Origin of the sequence: Microlunatus endophyticus (assembly GCF_014646195.1) — a bacterium.
GTDB classification, from domain to species: Bacteria; Actinomycetota; Actinomycetes; order Propionibacteriales; family Propionibacteriaceae; genus Microlunatus; species Microlunatus endophyticus.
The window spans coordinates 112,041-138,676 of record NZ_BMMZ01000009.1; the positions used below are offsets into that span (position 1 = coordinate 112,041).

The 26,636-nt window shown below is 67.7% G+C and carries 28 protein-coding genes and 1 pseudogene; 4 read left to right on the forward strand and 25 right to left on the reverse strand.

What is annotated here, in order from left to right; translation table 11 throughout:
- From IEY07_RS17025 to IEY07_RS17075, 11 genes are all read right to left on the reverse strand, one after another.
- A complete protein-coding gene (locus tag IEY07_RS17025) occupies positions 1-1,176 on the reverse strand; it encodes an alpha-D-ribose 1-methylphosphonate 5-triphosphate diphosphatase (protein WP_188896600.1) in 1,176 nt (391 codons plus the stop codon).
- Complete coding sequence (gene phnL / locus IEY07_RS17030) at positions 1,173-1,988, reverse strand: phosphonate C-P lyase system protein PhnL (RefSeq protein WP_229670210.1); 816 nt, start codon at positions 1,986-1,988, stop codon at positions 1,173-1,175. Before phnL ends, IEY07_RS17025 begins: the two co-directional genes overlap by 4 nt.
- A 6-nt stretch (positions 1,989-1,994) precedes the next feature.
- Positions 1,995-2,795, reverse strand: coding sequence for a phosphonate C-P lyase system protein PhnK (gene phnK / locus IEY07_RS17035; RefSeq protein WP_188896601.1), 801 nt, complete (start codon positions 2,793-2,795; stop codon positions 1,995-1,997).
- Positions 2,792-3,670, reverse strand: coding sequence for an alpha-D-ribose 1-methylphosphonate 5-phosphate C-P-lyase PhnJ (locus IEY07_RS17040; protein WP_188896602.1), 879 nt, complete (start codon positions 3,668-3,670; stop codon positions 2,792-2,794). The genes phnK and IEY07_RS17040 overlap by 4 nt, the downstream gene beginning before the upstream one ends.
- On the reverse strand, positions 3,667-4,785 hold the full coding sequence (locus IEY07_RS17045) for a carbon-phosphorus lyase complex subunit (protein ID WP_188896603.1): 1,119 nt from the start codon (positions 4,783-4,785) through the stop codon (positions 3,667-3,669). Before IEY07_RS17045 ends, IEY07_RS17040 begins: the two co-directional genes overlap by 4 nt.
- Positions 4,785-5,435 carry a phosphonate C-P lyase system protein PhnH gene (gene phnH, locus IEY07_RS17050; protein WP_229670212.1) on the reverse strand — a complete coding sequence of 217 codons (651 nt, stop codon included), beginning with the start codon at positions 5,433-5,435 and terminating at the stop codon, positions 4,785-4,787. Before phnH ends, IEY07_RS17045 begins: the two co-directional genes overlap by 1 nt.
- A complete protein-coding gene (gene phnG, locus IEY07_RS17055; protein ID WP_229670213.1) occupies positions 5,432-5,941 on the reverse strand; it encodes a phosphonate C-P lyase system protein PhnG in 510 nt (169 codons plus the stop codon). The genes phnH and phnG overlap by 4 nt, the downstream gene beginning before the upstream one ends.
- Positions 5,942-6,093: 152 nt before the next feature.
- A complete protein-coding gene (locus tag IEY07_RS17060; protein ID WP_188896604.1) occupies positions 6,094-6,921 on the reverse strand; it encodes an NAD-dependent epimerase/dehydratase family protein in 828 nt (275 codons plus the stop codon).
- Positions 6,922-6,947: 26 nt separating this feature from the next.
- Positions 6,948-8,300 carry an alpha-L-fucosidase gene (locus IEY07_RS17065; protein WP_188896605.1) on the reverse strand — a complete coding sequence of 451 codons (1,353 nt, stop codon included), beginning with the start codon at positions 8,298-8,300 and terminating at the stop codon, positions 6,948-6,950.
- Positions 8,301-8,344: 44 nt separating this feature from the next.
- On the reverse strand, positions 8,345-8,671 hold the full coding sequence (locus IEY07_RS17070; protein ID WP_229670215.1) for a hypothetical protein: 327 nt from the start codon (positions 8,669-8,671) through the stop codon (positions 8,345-8,347).
- A gap of 86 nt (positions 8,672-8,757) precedes the next feature.
- The gene (locus IEY07_RS17075) at positions 8,758-9,636 is read right to left on the reverse strand and encodes a phytanoyl-CoA dioxygenase family protein (RefSeq protein WP_188896606.1); all 879 of its coding nucleotides are present in this window, start codon (positions 9,634-9,636) and stop codon (positions 8,758-8,760) included.
- 139 nt (positions 9,637-9,775) lie between these two features.
- Here IEY07_RS17075 and IEY07_RS17080 point away from each other — a divergent pair, with 139 nt between their 5' ends.
- Positions 9,776-10,576, forward strand: coding sequence for a helix-turn-helix domain-containing protein (locus IEY07_RS17080; protein ID WP_229670217.1), 801 nt, complete (start codon positions 9,776-9,778; stop codon positions 10,574-10,576).
- A gap of 20 nt (positions 10,577-10,596) precedes the next feature.
- Here IEY07_RS17080 and IEY07_RS17085 read toward each other — a convergent pair whose 3' ends face one another.
- The 11 genes and pseudogenes from IEY07_RS17085 to glnT all read right to left on the reverse strand — a co-directional run bounded on the left by IEY07_RS17085 (position 10,597) and on the right by glnT (position 20,111).
- Positions 10,597-11,460 carry an ABC-2 transporter permease family protein gene (locus IEY07_RS17085; protein ID WP_188896607.1) on the reverse strand — a complete coding sequence of 288 codons (864 nt, stop codon included), beginning with the start codon at positions 11,458-11,460 and terminating at the stop codon, positions 10,597-10,599.
- Positions 11,457-12,368, reverse strand: a complete 912-nt coding sequence (locus IEY07_RS17090; protein ID WP_188896608.1) for an ABC transporter ATP-binding protein — start codon at positions 12,366-12,368, stop codon at positions 11,457-11,459. Before IEY07_RS17090 ends, IEY07_RS17085 begins: the two co-directional genes overlap by 4 nt.
- A 115-nt stretch (positions 12,369-12,483) precedes the next feature.
- The gene (locus IEY07_RS17095) at positions 12,484-12,657 is read right to left on the reverse strand and encodes a hypothetical protein (RefSeq protein ID WP_188896609.1); all 174 of its coding nucleotides are present in this window, start codon (positions 12,655-12,657) and stop codon (positions 12,484-12,486) included.
- 114 nt (positions 12,658-12,771) lie between these two features.
- Positions 12,772-13,527 (reverse strand): zinc-binding dehydrogenase, encoded by a 756-nt coding sequence (locus IEY07_RS24260; RefSeq protein WP_229670218.1) that lies wholly within the window; start codon positions 13,525-13,527, stop codon positions 12,772-12,774.
- A gap of 169 nt (positions 13,528-13,696) precedes the next feature.
- Positions 13,697-13,984 (reverse strand): annotated as a pseudogene (locus IEY07_RS24265) (alcohol dehydrogenase catalytic domain-containing protein); the annotation flags it as partial.
- 63 nt (positions 13,985-14,047) lie between these two features.
- The gene (locus IEY07_RS17105; RefSeq protein ID WP_188896610.1) at positions 14,048-14,695 is read right to left on the reverse strand and encodes a helix-turn-helix domain-containing protein; all 648 of its coding nucleotides are present in this window, start codon (positions 14,693-14,695) and stop codon (positions 14,048-14,050) included.
- A gap of 12 nt (positions 14,696-14,707) precedes the next feature.
- Positions 14,708-15,823 (reverse strand): FAD-dependent oxidoreductase, encoded by a 1,116-nt coding sequence (locus IEY07_RS17110; protein WP_188896611.1) that lies wholly within the window; start codon positions 15,821-15,823, stop codon positions 14,708-14,710.
- Entirely contained in the window at positions 15,820-17,175 is a 1,356-nt protein-coding gene (locus tag IEY07_RS17115; RefSeq protein WP_188896612.1) for an FMN-binding glutamate synthase family protein, read from the reverse strand. Before IEY07_RS17115 ends, IEY07_RS17110 begins: the two co-directional genes overlap by 4 nt.
- Before the next feature lie 23 nt (positions 17,176-17,198).
- Positions 17,199-17,909, reverse strand: a complete 711-nt coding sequence (locus tag IEY07_RS17120) for a GltB/FmdC/FwdC-like GXGXG domain-containing protein (RefSeq protein WP_188896613.1) — start codon at positions 17,907-17,909, stop codon at positions 17,199-17,201.
- Positions 17,897-18,793 carry a class II glutamine amidotransferase domain-containing protein gene (locus tag IEY07_RS17125; RefSeq protein ID WP_188896614.1) on the reverse strand — a complete coding sequence of 299 codons (897 nt, stop codon included), beginning with the start codon at positions 18,791-18,793 and terminating at the stop codon, positions 17,897-17,899. Before IEY07_RS17125 ends, IEY07_RS17120 begins: the two co-directional genes overlap by 13 nt.
- Before the next feature lie 16 nt (positions 18,794-18,809).
- Complete coding sequence (gene glnT, locus IEY07_RS17130) at positions 18,810-20,111, reverse strand: type III glutamate--ammonia ligase (protein WP_229670220.1); 1,302 nt, start codon at positions 20,109-20,111, stop codon at positions 18,810-18,812.
- A 125-nt stretch (positions 20,112-20,236) separates the two neighbouring features.
- Here glnT and IEY07_RS17135 point away from each other — a divergent pair, with 125 nt between their 5' ends.
- Positions 20,237-21,007: an SDR family NAD(P)-dependent oxidoreductase gene (locus tag IEY07_RS17135; RefSeq protein ID WP_188896615.1), complete on the forward strand. Its 771-nt coding sequence runs from the start codon at positions 20,237-20,239 to the stop codon at positions 21,005-21,007.
- 4 nt (positions 21,008-21,011) lie between these two features.
- On the opposite strand, the gene IEY07_RS17140 is transcribed toward IEY07_RS17135, so the two are convergent.
- A complete protein-coding gene (locus IEY07_RS17140; protein ID WP_188896616.1) occupies positions 21,012-22,799 on the reverse strand; it encodes a glycoside hydrolase family 36 protein in 1,788 nt (595 codons plus the stop codon).
- Positions 22,800-22,860: 61 nt separating this feature from the next.
- Positions 22,861-23,898: a zinc-dependent alcohol dehydrogenase gene (locus IEY07_RS17145; RefSeq protein WP_188896617.1), complete on the reverse strand. Its 1,038-nt coding sequence runs from the start codon at positions 23,896-23,898 to the stop codon at positions 22,861-22,863.
- A 143-nt stretch (positions 23,899-24,041) separates the two neighbouring features.
- Here IEY07_RS17145 and IEY07_RS17150 point away from each other — a divergent pair, with 143 nt between their 5' ends.
- Together IEY07_RS17150 and IEY07_RS17155 are read left to right on the forward strand one after the other, a co-directional pair.
- Positions 24,042-24,869, forward strand: a complete 828-nt coding sequence (locus tag IEY07_RS17150) for an IclR family transcriptional regulator (RefSeq protein WP_188896618.1) — start codon at positions 24,042-24,044, stop codon at positions 24,867-24,869.
- Entirely contained in the window at positions 24,859-25,857 is a 999-nt protein-coding gene (locus tag IEY07_RS17155; protein WP_188896619.1) for a DUF5107 domain-containing protein, read from the forward strand. Before IEY07_RS17150 ends, IEY07_RS17155 begins: the two co-directional genes overlap by 11 nt.
- Here the strand turns inward: IEY07_RS17155 and IEY07_RS17160 are convergent.
- A complete protein-coding gene (locus tag IEY07_RS17160; RefSeq protein WP_188896620.1) occupies positions 25,854-26,636 on the reverse strand; it encodes a FadR/GntR family transcriptional regulator in 783 nt (260 codons plus the stop codon). The two genes, IEY07_RS17155 and IEY07_RS17160, sit on opposite strands and share 4 nt — an antisense overlap.

The window sequence follows — 26,636 nt, forward strand, 5'->3', positions numbered from 1 at the left end:
TCAGGCCACGCGCCGCCCGGTCCTCCAGACTCCGCGCACCACCGGCACCGGGACGCCGGCGGGATGCTGTGCGACCGGGGCTCTCCGATGGGCATGGACGCGGACGAGGTCGGCCCGCAGCCCGGGCCGGATCCGTCCCCGGTCCTCGAGGGCGACCGCGCGGGCCGGATTGGCCGACACCAGACGAACGGCCTCGGGCAGGCTGACGATCCCGTCAGCCTCGGCGCGGAAGACGGCCTGCAGCGGGCTGAAGGGCACGTAGTCGGACGAGAGGATGTCCAGCAGGCCCTTGGCCAACATCGTCGCCGCCGCAACGTTGCCGGACTGCGACCCGCCGCGGACGATATTGGGCGCGCCCATCACGATCAGCTGACCAACATCACGCGCGCGGCTCGCGGCCAGTTCGGTGGTCGGGAATTCGGAGATCCGTACGCCGAAACCGTGCGCCTCGTCGACGTGCTCGACGGTCGCGTCGTCGTGGGCGGCGAGGATGATGCCGCGGCTGTTCGCCCGTTCGGCGATGGCCCGGCGGTTCGGGCTCGAGTACTGCTCGGCGGTCACCCGCCGCTCAGCCATCAGCGCCTCGACATCGCCCTCACTGACCCGGCCCTTGCCGACCATGTAGCGGCGGAAAGCCTCGACGTCGGCGTACTGCCGCTGTCCCGGGGTGTGATCCATCAATGAGGCGAGCCGGACGGCGGCAACGTCGCCGATGTCATCGAACTCGCGCACCGTGTCGGGTGCTGCGACCTCGCACCGCAGGTGCACGAAGTGGTCGGCCCGCAGGATGCCGGCGTCGGCGGCGTGACTGACCGCGGCGATCATCAGCTGCGCCTTGTCGGCGTTGTCGTCCTGGCCGCCCATGGCACCGATCCGTACGGCATCGAACACAGTCGTCACACCGGCGCCGGCCAGCTGCGCGTCGTGGGACAGCACCGCCGGGATCGGGTCCCAGTGTGTGCCGGGGCGTGGCTGAAAGTGCGACTCCAGGTGATCGGTGTGCAGTTCGACCAGCCCGGGAAGCAGGTAGTCGCCCTCGAAGTCCTCAGAGCCGGCGGGTGCATCGGACCCGGCGCTGATATCGGCGATGATGCCGTCACGCACCTTGACGCTGCCGTACAGCACCTCGTCGTCCAGCACGATGTTTGCGTTGCTGAGCACCGATTCCCGGGTCATCGGACGTCCTCTCTGATGCGCGCGGTGCCCTTCGACAGGTTCGGGGCGTGCGCGAATTCGCGTGGGGCAAATGCTTCGACCTCGACGGCCCGGTCGGCGACCGCAGCCCGGACGTCGGCGTCGTGGAAGATGCCGAGCATCCCGACCCCGGACGCCTTCTTCTCCATGATCAACTGGACGACGACGTCGCGGTTGCGGGCATCCAGCGATGCGGTCGGTTCGTCCAGCAGCAGCAACGGCAGTTCCGGCAGGAAGCCGCGCGCGATGTTGACCCGCTGCTGTTCGCCACCGGAGAAGGTCGCCGGCGGGAGCTGCCACAGCCGCTCGGGAATCGAGAGCCGGGTCAGCAGGGCTGCCGCCCGGTCCCGTGCCTCGGGGACCGCGACCCCGCGCTCGATCAACGGTTCCGCGACCACGTGCAGCGCGGGCACCCGGGGCACGGCGCGCAGGAACTGGCTGACGTAGCCCATCAGAGCGCGCCGGGCGGCCAGCACGGTCCGCGGGTCCGACTGCACAAGATCAACAGCGTCATGATCATTGGCATCCTGATCATTGGCATCCTGATGGACAGCGCCGGACCGCAGTCGGATGCTGCCGGAGTCGGCCGCGTAGTTTCCGTAGACCAGCTTGAGAATCGTGCTCTTGCCAGCACCCGACGGGCCGCCGAGGACAACACACTCACCGGCTCTGACCTCGAAGTCGAGCCCACGCAGGACGGCGAGCCGCTGACCACCCTGCAGGTGCATGGTGAAGGTCTTCTCGACGTCGCGGACGCTGAGCACTGGCGAGCTGTTGATCATGGTGTGGGTCATCGGGTGTCAGCCTTGCAGGATCGAGGAGACGAGAAGCTGGGTGTATTCGGCGTGCGGATCGTCGAGCACCCGATCGGTCAGATCGGATTCGATCACCGCGCCGTCCTTCATGACCAAGGTGCGGTGCGAGATCAGCCGGGCGACGGCGAGATCGTGAGTGACGATGATCACCGACAGTCCGAGGTCGGCGACCAGCCCGCGCAACAGGTCGAGCAGCCGTGCCTGGACCGAGACGTCGAGTCCGCTGGTCGGCTCGTCCATGAAGACCAGCTTCGGCGAAACAACCAGGTTGCGAGCGATCTGCAGCCGTTGCCGCATGCCGCCCGAGAAGGTCGCCGGTGTGTCGTCGATGCGGTCGACCGGTATCTCCACCCGCTTCAACCACTCCTCCGCCCGGGTCCGGATCTCGCCGTAGTGCCGCCAGCCCGCCGCCATCAACGGCTCACCCACGTTCCCGCCGCCGCTGACGTGCATGCGGAGCCCGTCGGCCGGATTCTGGTGGACGAAGCCCCATTCGCTGCGCCAGAGCCGACGTACCTCCCGCTCGCTGAGGTCGCTCAGATCGATGAGTTGATCATCGATCCGGTAGCGGATACTGCCTTCGTCGGTCCCCAGGCGCTGGGCGAGCATCCCGAGCAGTGTCGACTTGCCCGAACCGGATTCGCCGACGACGGCCAGCACCTCGCCGGGCCAGAGGTCGAACGAGACGTCGCGGCAGCCGAACCGGTCGCCGTACCGATGGCCCGCGTTGCGGACCGACAGCAACGGCTGCCCGCTGTCAAAGGCACCGGTGAAGACTGCGGTCATGCTGATGCCTCCTGTGCTTGCAGATCGTCCTCGGCGCGGGCTGCGGCGACCCGCTCGCAGTGGTCGGTGTCCGAGCAGACGAACACCGAGCCGCCCTGGTCGTCGACGATCACCTCGTCCATGTAGACACCGACCGACCCGCAGGCCTCGCACGGGGTCTTGAACTGCTGCGGCTCGAAGGGAAAGTCCTCGAAGTCGATGCTGATCACGTCGGTGTACGGCGGGACTGCGTAGATGCGCTTCTCCCGCCCGGCGCCGAAGAGATGCAGGGCCGGCGAGCGATGCAGCTTCGGGTTGTCGAAGCTCGGAATCGGCGACGGCGCCATCATGTAGCGCCCGTTGACGATCACCGGATAGTCGTAGGTCTTCGCGACGTGACCGTAACGGGCGATGTCCTCGTACAACTTGACGTACATCAGTCCGTAGTCCTCCAGCGCGTGCAGCCGCCGCGTCTCGGACTCCCGCGGCTCCAGCCAGCGCAACGGCTCGGGAGTCGGCACCTGGTAGACCATGATCTGGCCCTCGGACAGGGGTGTCTCGGGAATCCGGTGCCGGGTCTGGATGACCGTCGCCTCATCCGTACGGGTGGTGGTCTCGCAGGAGGCGACCTTGCCGAAGAACTGCCGGATGGACACCGCGTTGGTGGTGTCGTCGGCACCTTGGTCGATGACCTTGAGGGTGTCGTCCGGGCCGATCACCGAGGCGGTCACCTGGACGCCGCCGGTCCCCCAGCCCCGGGGCATCGGCACCTCACGACTGGCGAACGGGACCTGGAAGCCGGGGATCGCGACGCCCTTGAGCAGCGCCCGGCGGATCACCCGTTTGGTCTGCTCGTCGAGGTAGGCCTCGTTGTACGTGACGCGGGGAAAGGTCATCGCGACACCTCCTCGAGCTCGGGTTCGGACTCGGTCGCCTCGGCCTGGCGCTCGCGGATCTCCTCCTGGATTCCCCGGATCAGGACCAGTTCGGCCTGGAAGTCGACGTAGTGCGGCAGCTTCAGGTGTTCGACGAATCCGGTCGCGGCGACCGCATCCGCGTGCTCGACCACGAACTCCTCGTCGTTGGCCGGCGCCACCTTGCGTTCGCCGAGCTCCTCCCACCGCATCGACCGGTCGACCAGTGACATCGACATCGCTTTGCGTTCCGACCGCCCGAAAGCCAGGCCATAGCCACGGGTGAACATCGGCGGCACCTCGGAGCTGCCGACGAACTGGGCGACCATCTGGCACTCGGTGACCTCGATCCGCCCGATGCTGACCGGGTAGCCGAGCTCCGGCGGCACGAACTCCACCTCGACCTCACCGACCCGTACCTCCCCAACGAAGGGATGGGTGCCGCCGTAGCCGCGCAGGGTCGAATATCCGATGCCCAGCAGGAATCCCTCGTCGCCGCGCGCGAGCGCCTGCATCCGCTCGGCGCGGCTCATCGGGAAGACGGTCGGCTCGCGGGTCAGGTCGGCCGGGTCGGGATCAGGATCCTCACCCTCGGCATGGTTGGTCACCGGCTCGAGCAGGGCTCCGGCACCGAGCAGGTCGGTGACCCGCGGCATCGGTTCGTCCTCCTCGACGGCGGCCTCGAGGTCGAGCGGTTCGGTCGGATCCGCGAGTAGCCGGTGGGTGTAGTCGAAGGTGGCACCGAGCTGCTGGCCGCCGGGGATCTCCTTGAAGGTGGCCGACACCCGGCGTTCGGACGGCAGGCCCGCGGTGTCGATCGCGATCGTCGTACCGAAGCGCGGCAGCGTCGTACGGTAGGTACGCATCAGGGTGACCGCCTCCAGCGCGTCGCCCTGGGCCTGGGAGATGGCGCGGGCCGCGAGATCGGGATCGTAGACCGAGCCCTCGGTCATCACGCGGGAGACCAGGACGCCCAGTTGCTCGCGTACCTGCTCGGGAGTGATCGCCGGCTGGCTCTGGTCACCGCGACCGCGGCTGGCCAGCAGTGCGTGGGCGTTGGCGATCGCCTGTTCCCCGCCCTTGACCGCTACATACATCAGTTCTCCTCGATCGATCGGATCCCCGGGCGGGCCGTGAGCCGTGTCGTACGCGGCAGGCCGACGACGGTCTCGGTGCCGGCGATGATCAGGTCGACACCTCGGGGGAACCGGGCATGGTTGCCGGCCCACTGGTCGGCGAAATCGGACGGAAGGGCCGGTGCCGCCCAGTCCAGCGGGCGCTGGAAGCCTGGACCGTCGGCAGTGAAGGCCGGACCGGTCGTGCCCACCGGATCGAGGACGATGACCGTCGCCGAGGTGTGGGGCGCCTCGTCGGTGCCTTCGGCGAAGCTGCCCAACTCAGGCAGGGCCGCGGGGCTGGAGACGACCGCGAACGACGCCTTGCCGGGTCGGTCCATGATCGGCGTGCCGGTGTGGAAGGCCAGCCAGGTCGCCACCTCGTCCGCGCAGGATCGCAACCGATCGTCCAGCCACAGCGGTGTCGCGTCGTCGCACAGCGTGAGCAGCAGGGCTGCGCCTGCAGGTGTCAGTCCGTCCGGTCCTGTGATGCCCGGGACCGTGACGGGTCGGGTCGGGCGGGCCATCGCGTCGAGCACAGCACGGAAGGTCAGCTGCGCCTGGTGGACGGGCTCGGCGAAGCCCGGGGCGGGAACGCCGTTGGTCTGCGGCATCGGAGTCGAGAGCGTCATTCGTCGTCCTCCTCGACTCCGCCGGAGTTCTCCCGCGCGACCGTGAAGAAGTTGACCGTGGTGGCCCGCGCTTGGGCGCGGGACCCGGCATCAACCGTGGCCTGCCGCGACTGCAGCGGCTCGATCACCTGCTGCAGCACCAGGTCGCGCTGGCCCGGGTCCGCGAGCAGGGCCTGGAAGACGGCGGCCAGGCCGGCATGGTCGGGGTCGCTGCCGAGGACGTAGGAGGTGCCGACGCATTCTGTGGCCAGCCCACCGCCGCGCACCAGAGCGGTCGCCCGAACCACGGTCGCCTCGCCCAGGTTGAACCGATCGCCACTGCCGCCGATCCGCCCCTGGACCATGACCAGGCCCGACTCGGGACCGCGGAGGTATTCGACCTCCGGTCGGTTGGGCCAAGCGTTCCAGCACTCGGCGAGTTCGGCGGTGGACGCGCCGGCCAGCACCCCGGCCGCCCGCTGCCGCATCGCGATCTCCTCCGCCTCCTGGGCGGTTGCCTCGCTCACGACCACTCCTTAGTTGTCTAGTTATCTCGACAACTTCAGTTTAGCCAGGATCCGGCTGCTGCCCTCTGACGAGGGGATGAACAAGGAGTGAAGAGATCTGGCCCGGCGAGGAACAGCTGCGGTCGTGCGTCTTTCGTCGGGTCCGCCGGCGATCAGGTCGCCGGCCAATATGCCCGTCGGATGCGGTCGACGGCGTACACGCCCGCCCGCTCGTGCCCGGCGGTCTCGTAGTACGAGAGATCCAGCCCGGCCGCCCGATCGCCGAGCAGCAGCCGGATGGCATCGGCGGTGGTAATCGGCGACCGGGCCTGCTCCGCGACGAGATTCATCCGCCGTACGCCCGGTCCCAGAGGATTGTCGATCGCGGCGGCGAAGGAGCGGACGACCTCGTCGACCTCGACGGCACCGAGCTGGCAGAAGGGCTGTCCGAACGACCGGACGTCGACCTGGTCGACCGGGACGGCATCGACCGGCAGCACGGCACCGATCCGGAACGAGAGGATCTCCAGACCAGGAGTGACGCGGTAGAAGTAGTCCGCGAGCTGCTCGATCATCGCCTTGGAGACCCCGTACACGTTGCTCGAGTCGCACGGATGATCATCGGGAATCGGCAGCTGCCGCGGCACGAAGGTCGTTGACAGGCACCCGACGGCCGCGATCGAACTGGCCAGGATGATCCGTCGGATGCCGCGGTCGACGGCCCAGCGCAGCAGCCGTCGAGTGCCCACGACGTTGACGGTCATCGCATCCTCCTCACTGGCGGCTCCGGTGACGCCGGCGAGATGGACGAGGACGTCGACCGGGTGATCGTCGAGATCACCCAGCGACCGGGGATCGGCGAAATCCCCCAGGACCGAGGTAACTCCGTCGATCGCGACCGGCTGCCGCGACAGGCCCGTCACCTGATGGGCGGGCGCGAGTGCTGCGGCAAGCCGCGATCCCACAAAGCCGCTCGTGCCGGTGATCAGAACCGCAGCCATCGGTCTCCCAGTCCGCTCTGCTCGGGTCAGCGCAGCGGCAGCGTCACGTGGACCGGTCCATCGGGTCGCGTCGAGCCGTCCAGCCCAACGATGACCCGGCCCGCGTCGTCAGTGCCGACCCGAGCGCCGTCCGATGCCCGGGCCCCGGAGATCTCGACCGCCGCCGGCGTGACATCGAGCACCGCGGATTCGGTCTCGGACAGGTCGACGAACGCGTGGGCGCGACCGTCGGTCCGGGTCCAGCGCACCCACCGGTCGTCCGACGGGCGGGCCACGTCCGCCGGCAGCACCCGTGACCCGAAGATCCCGTCGCCGTTGGCCGCATTCCACGCCCCGAGGGCTTCCAGGGTGCGCCGCTGCGGCGGGGCGATCTCGCCGGCCGCGGTCGGACCGATGTTGAGCAGCAGATTGCCACCGCGGGATACCACATCGACGAAGTGCTTGATCGCCGCCGGCCCGCTGAGCGAGTTGGTCTCGTCGTCGAGCTGGTTGTAGCCGAAGGAGAAGCCGATGCCGCGGGTGTTCTCCCAGGTGCCTTTCGCCTCGCCGGCGCGACCGGACTCGTACTCACTGGTGCGGAAATCCCAGTGGGTGCTGCCGAAGCGGTCGTTCACGACGCCGTCGGGCACCGCCACGTAGTAACGCTCGAAGACCTCGATCAGGCTCTTGTCACCGGGCACCTTGCCGGCATCGGGCCACTCGATGTCGGCCCACAGCACGGACGGTTGGTAGCGCTCGATCAGGTCGATCGTGTGGTCGTAGACGTAGTCGGCGTACGCCTTGTCGAGAGGCCGGTAGTTCGGGTCGATGCTGCCGGTGATCGCCGGCAGCTTGCTGAACCACCAGTCCAGTCCGGTCGAGTAGTAGACGCCGAATCGCAGTCCGTGCCGCAGTGTCGCGTCGTGGAACTCCTGGATCAGGTCACGCTTCGGTCCGCGCTTGACGGTGTTGCGGTCGCCGGTGCCGGGCGCATCCCACAGGGCTATGCCGTCATGGTGTTTGGTGACCGGGATGAAATACCGGGCGCCGGTCGAGGCCACGACATCGAGGTACGCGTCCGGGTCGAAGCTCTCGGCCTTCCACTGGTCGAGGAAGTCGTCGTAGTCGGCGCCGCCGAAGACCTCCTGCTGATGCCGTTGGGCCGGGCTGCCCTCGATCCGGATGGTGTTGAAATACCACTCGGCGTACGGATTGTGCGCCATCCAGTACTCCGGTTCGAAGGTGCCCAGAGGACCGATCGGCTCGGCCCATCCCGGCACCGAATACGCGCCCCAGTGGGTGAAGATGCCCAGCTTCGCGTCCCGGTACCAGTCCGGCGTCTCGTGCTCGAACTTCTCGTACTCCGCCGGCCGCACAGCAGCTTCGTCGAAATTGGGCAAGGCTCTGCTCCTCGTGGGTCTCTGTTCGATGCGATTATCGCGGGTCAGCCGGCGACAGTCTCGACCAGGCGCTCGAACACGAACTCGTACGGCAAGTAGGCGACGTCGTATTCGTGGCCGGGCAGGTGGGCCTGCAGTTGTGACATCTGGATCAGTCGCCAGCCGTCGATCAAGGCGTCCAGGCCGGTCGCGTACGGCGGCTCGTCACTGTCGCCCATGGTCGGCCGGGAGCGGCCGGTGCCGTCATAGCGCGTCCAGCCGATCACGTTGGAGTCCAGGGCGGAGGTGCCCAGATAGAGGATGAGAACCTGCTGACGCAGGTGCGGATCGATCGGCCGGGTGGCGAAGGATTCCTCAACGGTCATGGTCATTGCTGGTGTTCCTGTCTGCCGGAATCGGGTGTCGTACGGATTCGGGTGTCGTGCGGATTCGGGTGTCGTGCGGATTCAGTGTCGGCTCACACGCCGCGGCCGGCGTGAGCCGGGCCCGCGCCCAGTCGGGCGTCGGTGGCCCCGACGGCGACGAACTGCGGACGCAGCTGCTCGCGTGTCAGGTAGTTGTCGATATCGAACTGTTGATCCCCGGTCAGTACGCGCCACAGCTTGGCCCGGTTGACCAGCTCCAGCCGGCCCTCGTTGGCCGACGCCCAGCCGAACCGCGCGGTCAGCTCCTCCAGCACGCCGGGATCGTCGATGTCGTCGGTGTTCCACAGCCGCAACTGCCGGACCGTCGGATTGAATCTGATCTTGAACATGTAGCGGGGCTCGTCGGAATCGTTGCGGCGTCCGCCGTGCCAGATGCCGTGGTGCAGCAGCGCAACAGTGCCGGCCGGACAGACCAGCCGGGTCTGGCCGGCGAGATTCTGGTAGCGCCCGATACCGGTCTGGTTGATCTTGCGCAGGTGGGTGCCCGGAACACTGAGCGTGCCGCCCTGCTCGAGGGTGACCGCGCGCGGGTAGTACATCAGCTGGACGTCGAAGGCGTCGACCCGTGGGTCGAGGATCGCGTCACCGTGCATGTTCTGGGCCTCGCCGCCGCGCGGCGGCCGGATGTGGACCGCATGGTGGTCGATCACCGGGTCCGGCCCGACCAGGCTGCGGATCGCGCCGGCGATCGCCGGCAGCTCGAGCAGCTCCCTGACGAAGGTGCCGACCGGGAACGCGATGTCGAGCGGGGTCCCGTACGGGTAGCCAGGGATTCCTGCGTCCAGCACCTCTATCGCGCGCTGGTTCATGGAGTCCGGCACGACCGACTCGAGCAGGACGCTGCCGTGCGAGACGAAATGGGCCATTTCCACGGAACTGAGCAGGTGCTTGCGTTCGAACGTCGTTGTCATAGCAAGGTCCTTCTCCCCGTACATAACGGGGTTTCGGCTGGATCTGATGGGAAAGACTGAAGTGTGCCGAAGTGATGGTATGCAGCCGCCGGCCGGCATCGGGTGGTGCAGGTCAGGCGTCTACTGGTTCAATTCCTGCATGACGGTCCTGATGCCGACTGTGGAGCTCGACCTGTCGTTCCCGCCGGAGGTCGTGAACATCGGGCGCGGAACCCACGGCGTCCACAGCCTCGAGGATGTCTTCCAGCTGCCCGAGCTGTGGTCGCTGCACGTGTACGGCTACAGTGCCGAGCTCGAGATCGACGGCATCGGCTACCCGATCGCCGAGGGTGACGTCTCCCTGGTCCCGCCGGCGTCACTGATCCGGTACCGCTACGAAGGACCGTCGACCCACCTGTACGCCCATCTGCGCAGCGTCGGCGATCATCCGGCGCCCGCCGGACCCGGGCGCTCCGGCCTCGACCTGATCATGAATCCGGGTGCCGAGCTGCCGGTGATCACCGACCTGATGCGGTCGGCGATCGCCTCCGCAGCCACTCGTCCCGCGCAGACCCGCTGTGACGTCTGGGCTGCCTTGCTCCGGCTGGCCGGTCGGCGGCACCCGGTCCCACCCCGACCGTCGGAACGGCATCTGGCGGCGGCGATGTCGTACATCGAGTCCCGGCTCCCGGATGTGATCACGGTGCCGGAGGTGGCCGACAGGATCGGCATCTCGGCCAACCATCTCGGCCGGATCTTCCATGACGAACTGGGCGAGACGGCCGTTGCCTACATCCGCCGGCGACGGGTCGACCGTGCCCGCCAGCTGCTGACCAACAGCACCATGTCGATCACGGCGATCTCTGCCATGGTGGGATTCGCCGATCTCCAGGCCTTCAACAAGACCTGTCGCGCTGTGACCGGTATGTCACCGCGGCAGCTCCGCGCTCGAGCAGGATGATCACCGCTCGTCAGCAGTGATCAGGCATCGCGGCGTTTCAGCAGGATCACGGCGACAGCGCCCACTGCGACCACTTCGGCTGCCAGGACGGCGAAGCCCTGCCACGCGTTCAGACTGATGATGCCGTTGTCACCACCCGATGCAGTCCCGGCCTGGTAGGCGTACAGCTGGCCGCCGGCCTGCGAGGGCAGGAACTGTGTGATGTTGGTGATCCAGTTCTGATGGGTCAGCGCAGCGATGACCTGGAGGAGGATCGGGACGACGAAGAGCAGACCCACGGCGATGGCGACGCCGCCCGCGCTGACACGGATCAGCAGCCCGATCCCGAAGGCGAGCAGGGTGATCATCGCAACATAGAGCTCGGCGCCGAGCAAAGGCTTCAGGACGTCCGCGTCGCCCAGATTCACATCGACGTTGTTGGACGACATGATGGGCCCGGATCCGAGGACACCGATGCCGGCCGAGACGCCGCTGATCACGAAGGTGGTCACGGCAAGGACGAGGGCCTTGGCGCCGACGGCGCCGTAGCGACGAGGGTCGGCGGCGAAGGTCGAGCGGATCATTCCCGTCCCGTATTCGCCGGAGATGATCAACACGCCCAGGACTGCCGCGACCAGGCCGGTGATGGTGACGTTGGCGGTGTTGAACTGCACGACGGCGCTGTTGGCGGCATCGCCGGTGAGATGCTGACCGGTCGGATTCACTCCGAGGGATGCGAGCACCGAGATCGCGATGTTCAGGACGAAGATGACCAGGTAGCACCACACCGTCGACCGGATGCTGCGCATCTTGATCCACTCGCTGAGCATCAGGTGCGGGAAGGTCAGACGGGCACCGGTGAGATCGGTGCCGGTGGTCTTCTTGGTCGCGGTCACCGTTGTCATCGGGTCAACTCCGAGCGGTATTCGACATCGTCCTGGGTGAGTTCGAGGTAGGCCTCCTCGAGGCTCGCGGTCTGCGGTGTCAATTCGTGCAGCACGACACCGGCGGCCGCGGCGGCCTCGCCGATGGTCGCCGCCGGAACGCCACCGATATCCAGGGCGCCGTCCTCGGTCTTCTGGATCGTGACGTCCGGCCCCGTCAGCGCGTCGGCGAGTTGCTCTGGCGTGGGCGTGCGCACCTTGACCCGCTGGGCGGTGGCACCGGCAAGGATCTCCTCGATCGGGGCGTTCGCCAGCACCCGGCCGCGACCCAGCACGATCACGTGATCGGCAGTCTGGGCCATCTCGCTCATCAGGTGGCTGGACAGGAAGACGGTGCGGCCCTCACCGGCTAGTCGCCGACTGAGCCGGCGGACCCACAGAACGCCCTCCGGGTCGAGCCCGTTCACCGGCTCATCGAGGATCAGGGTCTGCGGGTCGCCCAGCAGGGCAGCCGCCATGCCCAGCCGCTGCCCCATGCCGAGAGAGAAGCCGCCGACCCGTTTCCTGGCCACCTGTTCCAGGCCGGTCATCTCGATGACCTCACCGACGCGGGACTTCGGGATGCCGTGGGTTGCCGCCAGCGCACGCAGGTGGTTGTAGGCCGACCGCCCGGTGTGAACGGCCTTCGCCTCCAGGAGCGCGCCGACCTGGCGGAGCGGATCGCGATGCGCCGCATACGGCTTCCCGTTGACCGCGGTCGTGCCGGCGGTCGGGCGGTCGAGACCCATGATCATCCGCATGGTGGTCGACTTGCCGGCACCGTTCGGTCCGAGGAAGCCGGTCACGATTCCGGATCGGACTGTGAACGTGATGTCGTCCACCGCCAGCTTGGGCCCGTACCTCTTACTGAGGTGCTGGATCTCGATCATGAAGCGACCCTATGCGCTCCGGGCACCGGACACATCCCACGGCGGACCGGGTCTTCCGGCGAGGTCGTACGACCTCGGTACGACGACACGAGCCCGTGCCTGCTCGGGTGGTGTATCAGCGCCGGCGCAGGGAGTCGAGCAACAGCCGCTTCAGTGACGATCCGCCGGACTTGGCGAGGACCTCAGGACACTGCTGCTCCGACTGCTGGGCCGGTTGATCGACCGGGACTGCAATGAAGCGCCCAGCCGGATTGTGGACGAGGTAATCGCCCGGCGAATTGATACTCATTGCACCCCCGTTTCAAGATCATCACGATCCCGCACGCCAGGCGCCATCAGCTGCCATTCCGGGGGATCACCCACGGGGCTTCCCCCGATGCCCCATGGGCGATCCACCCGAATGTCAAACCGCTGCGCAAGTGCGCGTGCAAGAGAAACCGGACAACCGGTTTCCGGTCAGTGCTTCGGCCGACCCGACACCGGCCGAACCAACAACCTGGGATAACGATAGCAGCTGGATGTCCAAAATGGACATGTCCGAATTAGGAAGTGACTTTGGTCCCGGCCGGCGGTCGGGTTGCGCACCCAGTGCGGCTATCTCGGGTCCTGCTCGAGGTCCAGGAGCACCTTGCCCACTGCCCCTGACCACGGCATCGTGGGCCGCCGCGGTCTGCTCCAGCGGGTAGTGATGCAGCGGCACTCCGGCGTCGTCGGTGACCCGCAGTCCGCCGGCAGCGACCGCGGCCGAGACCTCCTCGGCCGCACGCCGCTTCTGCTCCTGGGTGATCGTGTAGAGCAGGATGAACTGGTAGCGCAGATTCAGCGCATAGGTCTCCCGGATCGGCAGGGTGAAGGTCTGGCCGCCGTTGTTGGCATAGATCGCGATCGTGCCGCCCATGGAGATCACCGACCGGTCAAGATCATTGTTGGCCGCCGGTGCGACCTCGACCACCAGGTCGACCCCGTCGGGCGCCAGCGAACGGACCGCGTCGGCCACTGCTTCGGTCCGGTAGTTCATCACGGCGTGAGCACCCGCCGCCCGCGCCAGCTCCGCCTTCTGGAGACCGGAGACCGTGGTGATCACCGTGGCGCCGGCCCAGCGGGCCAATTGGATGGCCGCGTTGCCGACCGCGCCGGCTCCGCCCTGCACCAAGACCATCCGGCCGTCCAACGCACCGGGCCAGCCGGTCGACCTCACCGCAGGTGAGCGCTCGATGGGCGGTCATCGCGGGCACCCCGAGTGACGCACCGAGATCGTACGACGCACCGTCCGGCAGCGGAACGGCCTGCTCGGCGGGCACGACGACGTACTCTGCCGCTGTCCCGTACGGCCGGCCGTGCTGGGCGAGATAGAGCCAGACCCGCTGCCCGATCTCTCGATCAACGCCGTCGCCGACCGCATCGATCACCCCGGCACCGTCCTGCCCGGGCACGACCTCATTGAAGGCCAGCCGGCCACTGATGCCGGCCCTGGCCTTCCAATCGGTCGGATTGACACCCGCGCGGACCAGCCGGACGCGTACCTCTCCCGGGCCGGGCTCGGGCACTGGCCTGTCCGCGAGCGAAAGAACATCAGAAGAGCCGTTGGTGTTGTAGATGATCGCGCGCATGTCCATGACGCTAGCGCTACCCGATCGCGGCGGCCGATCACATCGCCGCCTACCGGGCCGGTTCCCTAGTCACACCATGGAGTCGGGGAACGCGATGATCGACAAGAAGCTGATCGGCAGCTCGACCAGCTCGGTCGGCCCGTGTGCACCCTCACCGTCCAAGATCAATGAGTCTCCCGGCGTCAGCCGATAGGTCTGGCGACTGTGCCCATAGACCATGATTCCTTCAAGCATATAAAGAAACTCAGTACCGGGATGCTGGAAGACCGGATAGGTCTCGCTGTTCTCTGTCAGGGTGACCAGCAATGACTCGAGGCGCTTGTGTCGACCGCGAAGCGAGCCGAGCGACTCGTACTCGTGTCCGACGCGGGTGCCGTTGCGGGCGATGCGTGGACCGGTGCCACGCGGGGTGTACACGGCCTCACGCTCGGCGTCAGCGCCGCGGAAGAGTGACGTGACCGGCACATCCAGTCCGGTGGCGAGCAGGCTCAGCGTGGACAGGCTGGCCGAGGTGTTGGCGTTCTCGATCTTGGAAAGCATCGCCTTGGAGATGCCGATCCGGTCGGCCATCTCGGCTACGGTCAGACCGGCCGTGGTCCGCAGTTCGCGGACGTTGCGGCCGATGATCTCCTCCAGTCCGGGCTCATCGACAGCGGCCCGGCGCCGCTCGGCCGTTCGGCCCGTGACGTTGCGCAGCAGCGGATTGGCGGAGTCCATGGACCCAGAATGTCAGGTGCGGAAGGCGAACCGCGGCACCGCCGGTCCGCCCTCGACCAGGTCGGCGATCAGCACGCCGGTCAACGGCGCGAATTTCGCACCGTGGCCCGAGCAGGGCGACGCCACGACGATCGGGCCGATCCGGTCGATCACGAAGTCCTCGTCCGCCGTCATCGTGAACAGGCAGCTCTGTTCGTTGCTGGGCTGATGCTCCAGACCCGGCAGGTGTCGTCCGGCGAAGTCCAGGCAGACGGCCCGCGCGACCGGGTCGATGATCTTGTCGCGATTGTCCGCCGTGGTGTCGGAGACGCTGTCGAACTGGCCGATCTTGTAGGCCGGGCGTTGCCCGCCGTCGGCACCGGAGGTGAGCGCATAGATCTCGACCTCGTCCTTGTAGACCAGCGTCGGCCAGATCGCGTCCGGATCGCCGACATCGGTCCGGCGCGGCAGGTGGAACACCTCCTGCTGTTTGACGGTGATCCTCGGGGTGACCACGGGCGAAGGAAAACCGTTCATCAGGTTTGGCAACCAGGAACCGACGGCAACGACCGCCGCCCCGGCACGCCAACTGCCGTCCGCGGTCTGCGCCACGATCCCGTCCGCACAGGGCGACAGCCGCTCGACAGCGCACCGTTCGGCCAATACCGCACCACCGCCGACGGCCAGTCCAACAAGCGTACGAACGGTGGCACCGGCATCGAGGTAGCCGGCTTGGTCATGGAAGACAGCAGGCTCGCCGAGATCGATACCCGGCCAGCGTTCGGTGATCTCCTCCGGGGGCAGCAACTCGGCTGCGACGCCTTGCTGGCGGAGCAGGCCGATCAGCTCCGTCGGATGTCGCAGTCGGCCCGCATCCAGTCCCCCGGTACGGGTCCGCAACGCGATTCCCGCCTGGTCCTCCAGTCGGTCCCATTCCCGCTCGGCCCGTCCGGTCAACCGGATGTAGAAGGGATCGAGGTAGGCGCGGCGATAGATCCGTGACGTGCCGTGCGAACTGCCCTCGGCGTGGCCTACCTCGAACTGCTCCACGATCACGACCGAGTATCCGCGATTGGTCAGCTCCCAGGCAGCGGCCGCGCCGGCCAGGCCGGCGCCGACCACGACAACGTCGACCCGCTGAGTGCTCATCGGCCGGGAATCCAGTCGGTCCCGGCCAGCGGCACCCTGGCCATCGCGGCAGCCTCGATGCTCAGTGCGACGAGGTCCTCCGGCTCGAGGTGGCAGACGTGAGCTTTGCCGCAGGCGCGGGCGATGGTCTGGGCCTCCATGGTCATCACCGACAGGAAGTTGGCCAGCCGCCGGCCGCCGGCGACCGGGTCGAGCCTGGCCGCGAGTACGGGGTCCTGGGTGCTGATCCCTGCCGGGTCGAGGCCGTCCTGGAAGTCGTCGTAGAAGCCCGCCGCCGAGCCCAATGCGCGGTAGTCGGCCTCCAAGGCCGGGTCGTTGTCTCCCAAGGCGATCAAGGCCGCACTGCCGATCGAGACGGCGTCCGCACCGAGCGACAGGGCCTTGGCCAGATCGGCGCCTCCACGGATCCCGCCGGAGACGATCAGCTGAACCTTGCGGTGCACTCCGAGCTCCTGCAGCGCCTGCACCGCTTGTGGGATCGCCGCCAGTGTCGGGATCCCGACATGTTCGATGAACACCTCCTGGGTGGCGGCGGTGCCACCCTGCATCCCGTCCACCACGACGACGTCGGCACCGGCGTGCACGGCGAGCTTGACGTCGTAGTAGGTGCGGGTCGCGCCGACCTTGACATAGATCGGCTTCTCCCAGTCGGTGATCTCCCGCAGCTCGTTGATCTTGATCGTCAGATCGTCCGGGCCGGTCCAGTCCGGATGCCGCGAGGCGCTGCGCTGGTCGATGCCGACCGGCAGCGTACGCATCCGGGCGACCCGCTCGGTGATCTTCTGACCGAGCAACATGCCACCCCCGCCCGGTTTGGCACCCTGACCGAGCACCACCTCGATGGCATCCGCGGCGCGAAGATCATCCGGATTCATCCCGTACCGGGACGGCAGGTATTGGTAGACCAGCAGCCTGGAGTGACCACGCTCCTCGGGGGTCATCCCGCCGTCGCCGGTCGTGGTCGAGGTCCCGACCAGGCTGGCGCCACGACCGAGCGCCTCCTTGGCCTGGGCAGAAAGTGCACCGAAACTCATCCCGGCGATCGTGACGGGGATGTCCAGGTGCAGCGGCTTGCTGGCGTGCCGGTCACCCAGCACGATGTCGGTGTCACAGCGCTCGCGATAGCCCTCGAGCGGATACCGGGACATGCTCGCGCCGAGGAACACCAGATCGTCGAAATGCGGCAGCGGCCGTTTGGCGCCCCAGCCGCGGATGTCGTAGACACCCGTCGCGGCGGCGCGCTGGATCTCGTGGATCGTCGCCCGGTCGAAGGTCGCGGACTCCCGCAGTCCGTGTTCGGCCCGCCAGTCAGCGCTGGCCCCGGGTTGGGTTGTCGGCTGACCAACAGCCATCGCAGGTTCTCCTAGGGTCTCGGTCAGTACGCGTTCGCGTTGTCGGTGTGGAAGTGGTACAGCCGGCGCGCCGACCCGTATCGGGTGTATTCGGCCGGATCGTCGTCGTAGCCCGCGGCCTCGAGCAGTCCGGCGAGCTCGGTCAACTGGTCGGGGCCCATATCCTTGGCGACGCAATCCGCTCCGAGCGACGCGACCCGGCCCCGGACGTACAGCCGCGCCTCGTAGATCGAGTCGCCGAACCCGTCACCCGCATCGCCGCGCACCACCAGGCGGCCGGCCTGGGCCATGAAGGCACTGGAGTGGCCGACATTGCCGCCGACGACGATGTCGACGCCCTTCATCGAGATGCCGCAGCGGGCCCCCGCGTCGCCGTCGATGATCAACAAGCCGCCATGGGCCGTCGCCCCCGCGGACTGGGACGCGTTGCCACGCACTCGTACGCGGCCACTCATCATGTTCTCCGCGACACCAGGGCCGCAGTTGCCGTCGACGGTGATCGTGGCCTGCTGGTTCATCCCGGCGGCGTAGTAGCCGACATGACCGGCAACGGTGATCACCAGCGGTGCATCCAGCCCGGCAGCCACGCTGTGGGCGCCCTGCGGGTGACTGATCGTCACCGTGGTGCCGGTGAGCTCCTCGGGGTGATGCAGTAGCCGGTTGGTCTCGCGCAGTCCGACGCCCGACAGGTCGAGCTCGACGGCGTCGGCGGTCCGTGGGGTCAGCGTGTCCATGCGTAGACGACCTCCGGCTCCGGCTCGAAGATGGTGGCGTGCTCGATCCCGGGCAGTCCGACCAGCGCCCGGTATTCCGAGGCCATCGCCACCCAGTCGTCGGTCTCGGCGATCACCGCCGGCTTGCAGGCGATCGCATCACGGACGACCGCGAACGAGTCGGCACTGGACACCAGCAGCGTGTAGAAGCCGTCGAACGTCGCACAGAGCGACTTCAGGGCAGCCTCCAGCGTCAATCCGTCAGCCAGGGCACGGGCGACGAAGCGGGCACCGACCTCGGTGTCGTTGTCGGAGTCGAACCGGACACCGTCGGCGATCAGCTCCCGGCGGATCGTCGCGTGATTGGCGAAGGATCCGTTGTGCACAAGACATTGATCGGGACCCACCGAATAGGGATGACAGCCCCCGGCGGTGACCGCGGACTCGGTGGCCATCCGGGTGTGGCCGACACCCTGCCAGCCCTGGGCCGACCGCAGCCCGTACCGCGCGACAAGATCATCGGGGCGGCCGACGCCCTTCAGCACCGTCACATCCGAACCGAAGCCGCCGACGAGCACCTCGGGAAACGCTGTGGTCGCCGCCTCGAGCAGCTCCTGGGGATCCACCGGGGCGTGCAGCAGCGTCGTGGCGTCAAGCTGCTCTGCGACCACGGCCGATCCGAGGCGGTCACCGACTGCCTCCGCGACCCGCTTCGGCGGCAGCCCGACGTCCAGCAAACAGACGCCCACCCGGCCCGACGGCGACCAGCCCGGGTCGCCGTAGACGGCCACACCGGCCGAGTCCGCCCCCCGCTCTGCCATTTCGACGAGCATCCCCGCCAGCAGTTCACCCAGCCGCGGATACAGTCCCCGATCCCGCAGATGCAGTCCAACAATGCCGCACATGATCAACCTGCTCCCTCTAGAACGCTTGCAGATAACGATTGATCTCCCACTCACCGACCTGGTGGTGCCACTGCCAGAACTCCTCGCGCTGCAATCGGGCGAAGTAGGCAGTCACGCCTGGGCCGGCCGCATCGAGCACTCCTGAGATCAGTGGATCGGCCTCCAGCGCCTCGACTGCGTGCAACAGCGTCGGCGGGAGCGGATCCCGATCCTGATCGCCCGGCTCGCCCGGATCCAGGCTGCGATCGACACCATCGAGACCGGCCGCGATCGCTGCCGCCATGGCAAGGTACGGGTTCGCCGACCCGTCCGGCCCGCGCAGCTCGATCCGTTGCTCGTCGGGGATCCGGATGTAGTGCATCCGGTCATTGCCACCGTAGCTCGGCACCCGCGGCGCCCAGGTGGCACCGGACGTCGACGCGGCGGCTCCAGTCCGCTTGTAGGAGTTGACGGTCGGCGCGATGACCGCCTGCAGCGCGGCAGCGTGGTCGAGAATCCCGCCCACGAAGGAATAGCCGGTCACCGACAGCCCGAGACCCCGAGGATCATCGGCGGCCGGGAAGATCAGCTCCTCTCCGACGTCATTGCCGCGACGCAGCGACAGATGCAGGTGCAGTCCGCTGCCGGTGCGATCGGTGAACGGCTTGGCCATGAACGTCGCCGTCATCTCCCGTTGCTCGGCCAGGACCGAGATCAAGTAACGGCCGGTGATCACCCGATCGGCGGTGGTCAAGGCATCGGCGTACTGGAAATTCTGCTCGAACTGGCCGTTGGCGTCCTCGTGATCATTGGCATAGTTGGACCAGCCCAGCGAGTTCATCGCCTCCGAGACCGCCGTCAGATGATCGAGCATCCGGGTCACGCCGCGCGCGTCATAGCAGGGCTGTGCCGCGACATCGCGACCGTCCGCAGGCTGCAGCCGTCCGAGCTCGTCACGGCGCAGCAGGAAGTATTCGATCTCCGCGCCGACATAGGGCGTCAGTCCGCGGGCCGTCGACTTCTGCAGCGCAGATTTCAAGATCACCCGCGGCGCGTACGGCCACGGTTCGCCGTTCACGTAAGGATCACAGTGCACGACCGCCAGCCCCGGACGCACGAACGGGACCGGCGCGAACGACGCCGGATCAGGCATCGCCACAAGATCCGGATCAGACGGCTGCTGGCCGATCGCGCCGACCGCAAATCCGGCGAAGCCGACACCCTCCGCGGCCAGCGCCTTGGTGGACGCGGCCGGCACCAGCTTCGCGCACAGCTTGCCGCGAAGATCAACGAACATCGCCAGCAGATAGCGCGTACCGGTCTGCTCCACCAGCTCCACCAGATCACCTCGGTCAACCACGGTGTCCTCGGTTTCATGATAGGAATCAATGTATACGATTAGTAAACTCGGTGGGTGTTACGCCGTGATCACACGGCCGTTACGGCGACGAATACGGTGGGGCAGTGGAATCTGATCAAACCTTGACTGCGGTCGTTGTCACCGGCGCCGCGAACGGGATCGGGGAAGCGACAGCCCGACTACTGGTCGATCGCGGGCACGTTGTTGTGGGACTCGATCGTGACGGCGCCGGGCTGGAGAGGCTCGCCGATGATCTTCCCCGCCGGTTCATCGGCGTGCGCGGCGACATCTCCCTCGGCGACGATCATCGGCGGGCTCGCGATGCTGCCGCCGAGCACGGCAGGCTGGTCGGCTGGGTGAACAACGCCGGCATCGAGATCCCCACCACGGCGCATGACCTCGACGAGGACGCCATGCGTCGGATCATCGAGGTGAATCTGATCGGCACCCTGCTGGGCTGTTCGGTCGCGACCGAGACGATGCGCGACCGCGGAGGTTCGATCGTCAACATCTCCAGCATTCACGCCCTGGCAGGGTTTCCGGAGGCCTTCGTGTATGCGTCGACCAAGGGTGCGATCGATGCCCTCACCCGGCAACTGGCGGTCGAGCAGGCTCCGCACGGCATCCGTTGCAACTCGGTGCGGCCCGGCGCCGTACGGACGCCGCTGACCCAGTCCTTCCTCGACGCTGCCACTGATCCCGACGCGCTGCTCAAGGAGTATGCCGACCTGCACCCGCTCGGCAGACTGATCGAGCCCGTCGAGGTGGCGCGGGTGATCGCCTTCCTGCTGTCCGACGAGGCCGGCTTCGTCACCGGCGAGGGCGTGACGGTCGACGGCGGTGCAACCGCCCGGTGCTACCCCTACCCGACCTGATTCCCTAAACCGGCTGAACAGGTGAGAGCAGCCAGAGAGCGGAGGTCTCGGCCGGATCCCCGGCCGACAGGCCCTCGGTGGCGAGCTGCTCGCCGGTCCGCTGACCAAGATCATTCACAGTGCTGCCGTCCAGCAGCCGCACGTCGTACGTCCGCTCGCCCGCCAATCCGTAAGGGATGATCGGATCCCAGTCCCCGGTCGGCGGAAGCCTGAAGCCCGCGATCAGATGATCATCACCCGTGGTCAGCTGGAACGCCGGCTGCCGGTGGCCCTTCTCCTCCCGTAGTGGCTGATCGGTCAGCGGGATGATCACGCCGGTCTCGACCAAGGGACGGATGTGCTCGCGATATCCCGCGATGTGCTCGGCCAGCCGCTCGCGCAGGTCCGGACGCAGCTCGGTGAGCCGGATCGACAGTCCCAGACGGTGCAGCAGTCCCGCTCTGATCTTGGTGTCGAACTGGGCCCGGGTGATCAGGGTGCCCGAGTAGTCGACCTTCTGGAAGCGATGTTCGCCGCGCCACTCGCTCTGCGGCCAGTGCAGGAGCTGGCGGGCCGGCAACAGCTGGGCTGCTCCCCACAGACAGGTGAGGTGATGCTCGGTCCAGTCCGGGTCGGACAGGAAGAATGCGTCGACGTGTGCGGCCAGGCCGGGGTCGATCCGCAGGCCGCCCGACGAACACGCCTCGAGAATCGTCTCCGGGTGCGCCGCCCGGATCCAGTCCAGCGTCTGGTAGAGGCCGAGGTAGTGCTGAGCCAGCCCGTCGTCGGGCCCGTGTCCATGATCGGACCGCGTACATCCCGAGCCGGGATCGAGATTGAAATCCCATTTGATCCATCGCGCTGTCGTGGTCTCGATCAGCTCCAGCACCGAGCTGAGCACATGCTCGCGCCCCTGCGGTGATCCGAGGCAGACGTAGCCGAGGCTCTGGTCGTCAGCGGTGGCCATCAGCTCCGGTCGCCGAGCGGCGATCGTGGCCTGCTCCCCGACCGCTTCGGCCTCGATCCAGATGCCGAAGTCGATTCCGCGTCGACGCGTCTGGTTCGCCAGCCAGGCAAGGCCGTGCGGGAACCGCTCGGTGTTGACGTGATCCCAGTCGCCGCGCTCGGCGTACCAGTCACTACCGGCGTCGGAGCGGCCGAACCAGCCGGCATCCAGTACCGCGACCTCCAAGCCGAGTTCCGCGGCGATCGAGGCGTTGGCTAGGAAGACGTCCTCGGTGATCTCGGCGTCCTCGTACGGCCACCAGTGGTTCCATTCGGTCAGCGCCGGCGGCCCGGACGGGGCATTGGCTGCAAGGTGCCGGGCAAGTGCCGCCGAAGCGCTGCGCTGCTCCGGTCCCCAAGCGATGCTGACGTCCGGGAGTGCTTCCCCGCCGGCGACCTCCTGGCCGCGAGCCGGTAGCTCGGCGGTCACCGTGACCGCTCCCCGACCGTCGGGTCGGGTGTCGAGGCGCCAGTTGCCGCTCCAGTGGATAGTGATGATCACGACGCCTTCCGGGGTCGTCAACCGCAGCCACGGGATCGCACCCTGCGTCGACCGGCCGGTAGTCACCTCGAGGCCGGAAGGCTCGGTCACCGGCAGCCGGATCGGCTGGTACTCCAGGCCCCAGCTGCTGGTGAAGCCGTCGATGCCGATCACGTTGTCGACGACGACGCTGCCGAGCACCAGACCGGATGCGTCGTCGGTGCCGGGTTCGGTCGCCGTGGTCGCGAACGTCCGGGCGTGGTCACCCTCCCGGCGCACGGATACGGCGGTCCGGCGATCGGATTTCAACTCCGGCGGCATGATCATCAGAAGGTGCTCCTCGAATGGTGATCGACGTTGATGTGATGGCGGCAGCGAGTGCGGAAGGTCAGGAAGCGGCACCGGGACGGGGCTCGAGCAGGACCTTGGTCGCGTGGTGGCCGGCGATCAGCCGCTCGTACCACTGCTGGCCGTCGGCCATCGGTGCGCGGATCACCTCGCCGTGGAACGCGACTTCCGCGCGACCCAGCAGCCCGACCGCCTGGGCGAATTCGTCAGCGCTGTAGGCGAAACTGGTATAGGCGGTCACCTCGCGTCGGATGAGATCCCGAACCGGCAGCGCCGCTCCGGCCGCGTGCAGCCCGAGATAGCAGACGCTGCCGCCGGAGCGGGCCAGGGCGGCAGCGGAGGAGCGGGCCTGCTCGGTCCCCACCGCATCGAACACCGCGGCCACGCCGGGGCCGGTGGTGGCATCCCGAACCTGGTCCGCCAGCTCGGCAGGGTCACTGCTGAGTCGTACGGCCCCGATGGCCTCCGCGGCCCGTACCCGGCCCGCGTTCGGCTCGGTGAAGTAGAGCTCGTCGACCCCGCCGTGGCGCAGCAGTTCGAGGACCTGCAGCCCGATCGTCCCAGCCCCGAGCACCAGCGCCGGGCTGCCCGGCAGCAGCCCCACCCGCCGGACGGCGCGCAGTGCGCAGGCCGTCGGCTCGGCAAACACGCCGGCGCCCGGGTCGGGCAGCCCGTCGAGGCGGATGACGTCGCCGGAGGAGACGACGATATATTCTGCGTTGCTGCCGTTGAGGTGGGCGCCCAGCAATTCCCGGTGCGGACAGACATTCGCATGTCCCGAGCGGCAGATCGTGCAGGCGTGGCAGGAGCGCAGCGGGTTGGCCGTGACCAGGGTGCCCTCGGGCAACCGATGCCCGGCAGACTGCCCCGGCCCGTACCGGTCGATGGTCCCGAGGAACTCATGGCCGAAGACCAGGCCGGGATGGCGCAGGCCATCGGTCCCCAGGAAGCCGCCGAGTTCCGACCCGCAGATCCCGGCCTGCAGCACGGCGATCCGCACCTGGTCCAGGCCAGGCTCGGGGTCGTCCACTTCGAGCCATTCGAACCGCTCGACATCACTGAGCACCAGTGCTCGCATCCGGGGATCCTCTCGCCACCCACCTCATCGGTTCCGATTATCGGAACACCATTCCTATATCGCGCACTGTTCGCTAGTCTTCCGTCCGGACGTACCAGTGTCAAGACGATCCGGCTGTCGCGACAGCGGGCGGAGGAGGACGCGTGGCCGATCACGTCGGGCCCGATGCAGGCGCGGGCGAGGCTCCTCCGGGCGGAGCCGTACGCGTCCTGTCCGCATTGCGCTATCTCGCCGGCCAGCCGAACGGCGCACGGCTGATCGACATCGCGCACAGCCTCGGACTGCCGAGGTCGAGCGCGCATCGCGCCCTCGCGCCGCTGATCCAGTCCGGATTCGCGCGGCAGGATCACCAGGGTCTCTACCACGTCGGTTTCGAGCTGCTCCGGCTGGTGTTCAGCTACCAGGACGCCCGGGCGCCCAGCCTGCTGGTCGGCCCGCTGCTCCAACGGCTGGCCGCCGAGACCGGTGAGACCGCCCATTACGGAGTCCTGGAGGGCGATCGGATCGTCTACCAGGCAAAGGTTTCCGGCAGCGGCGACGGGTTGCGGATGAGTTCGGTCATCGGAGGCTCCAACCCGGCGTACCGGACCGGAATCGGCAAGGCACTGTTGATGCACCGGCTCCGCGATCTCGACGCGGTTCGCGAGTACGTCGCGGCCACCGGCCCACTCGAAGCGCGGACTCCGCACACGATCACGACGGCCGAAGGCCTCCACGCGGCCCTGGCCGAAGGGCGCGAGCAGGGCTATCTGCTGGACCGGGAGGAGAACGACCTCGGTGTGGTCTGTGTCGCACTGCCGTTGTTCCTGGACTCGCCGTCCCGGCCGACCGGTGCGATCAGTGTGTCCGCGGTGGCCACCCGGACCGACATCGACAGCCTGGTCGCGCAGCTGCCGCGGATCCACCAGATCGTCGTCGACGAGCTGGGGTCCGAGGTGCTGGTTGCGTCGGAGCCTCACCATGGCGGCTGAACCGGGTCCGACGATCGACACCCGTGAGTCGCTCGCCGGCATCCCGAGCGTGATCATGGAGAACCAGGTGCTCCGGGCGGTGCTGCTCCCGTCGCTCGGCGGAAAGTTGATCAGCCTGGTTGACAAGCGCACCGACTCCGACCTGCTCTGGCGCAATTCCCGCATCCCGCTGCAGGAGCCGGAATTCGGCTCCGACTACGACGACCAATTCGTCGGCGGCTGGGACGAGATCTTCCCCAACGACATCCCCGAGGTGTTGGCCGGCAACGCACTGCCGGATCACGGCGAGCTGTGGTCTGTGCCGTGGGCCTACGCGGCCGGCGCCGGGACCGGCGCGGTGTCGACCGAGCTCCGGATCGTGGGCCCGGTGACCGGAGTCGAGGCGGTCAAGACGCTCACCCTGGGTACCGATGCGCGGCTGGTGGTCGGCTATCGGCTGCACAATCCGACCCCGCGGCCGTTGCCCTTCCTGTGGAAGGCACATGTCGCCCTGGCCCTGGACCCCGACACCATGATCGATCTGCCGTCGGGTCCGATCCTGATCGAGGATTTCGGCTCTCCTCGTGCCCGGCCGATCGGCAACACGTTCGACTGGCCAGGTTTCGATCGGGACGGAGTACGGCACGATTTCCGCCGGCTGCCCGACAGCCCCAGCGGTCCGGTCAGCGAATTCCTGCTGGCGACCTCGCCGGCCGACGGAGCCTGCGGCGTACGACATCCATCACGCGGGACCGGCCTGCGCCTGAGCTGGGACCTGGACGCACTGCCGTCGTGCTGGCTCTTCGCGTCGTACGGCGGCTGGCGCGGACTGGAGGTCCTGGTCCTGGAGCCCTGTACCGGATATCCGGTCTCGGTCGTCGAGGGCGTCGATCAACAGACCCACAAAGTGCTGGATCCGGGAGCGACGCTGACTTGGACCATCACAGCCGAGTTGGATGGCCGAGCCTGGGTAGCCGAGTGGGATAACGGGACGGCCGGACGACGCTAACGGTCCGATGCGACCGCGTCGTCGCGCAGCGACAGGGTGTTGAGCGCTTCGATCAGTGCGCTCTTGCCGTCGAGCACGACGGCGAGCATCGACTCCGCCGCAGCGGTGGCGTCGCCGCGATTGATGTCCTGGTAGACGACGGCGTGGGCTCTGGCATCATCGGCGAAGTCGACCGTCTCCTGGGCACGCGCCCGCTGCTGGACATCGAAGCTCAGCCGCATGAAGTCGGCCACCAACCGCCCGAAGCGACCCAGCAACTCATTGTGCGACGCCGCATAGATCGCCAGATGGAAGTCGACGTCGCTGGCCGCGTACTGCTCATGCTCCTCCGCGCTGGCGGCCATCCTGGCCGTCACCTGCCCGATCCGCCGGAGATCCTCGATCTCAGCCCGACCGGCTGCCAGCCGGGCAGCGGCGGGCTCGAGGATCTGGCGCAGTTCGATCAGATCCCGCATCACCGACTCGGCATTGTCGCCGGCCGTCTGCCACCGGAGGATGTCAGTGTCGAAGACGCTCCACAGCTCGCGCTCCCGGACCCGGGTCCCGACCTTCTGGCGGGTCTCCACCAGCCCTTTGGCTGCCAGCACCTTGATCGCCTCACGCAGCGACGTGCGACTGGCCGCGTACGCCTCGGTCAGTTCTGCCTCGCGCGGCAGCAGATCTCCGGGCCGGTAGCGGCCACCGACGATGTCCCGGCCGAGCGCCTCGATGATCTTGCCCTGCCGACCACGCATCGCATAACCGGAGGTGGTCTCGACCTCACCATCGAGCTGTGTCAC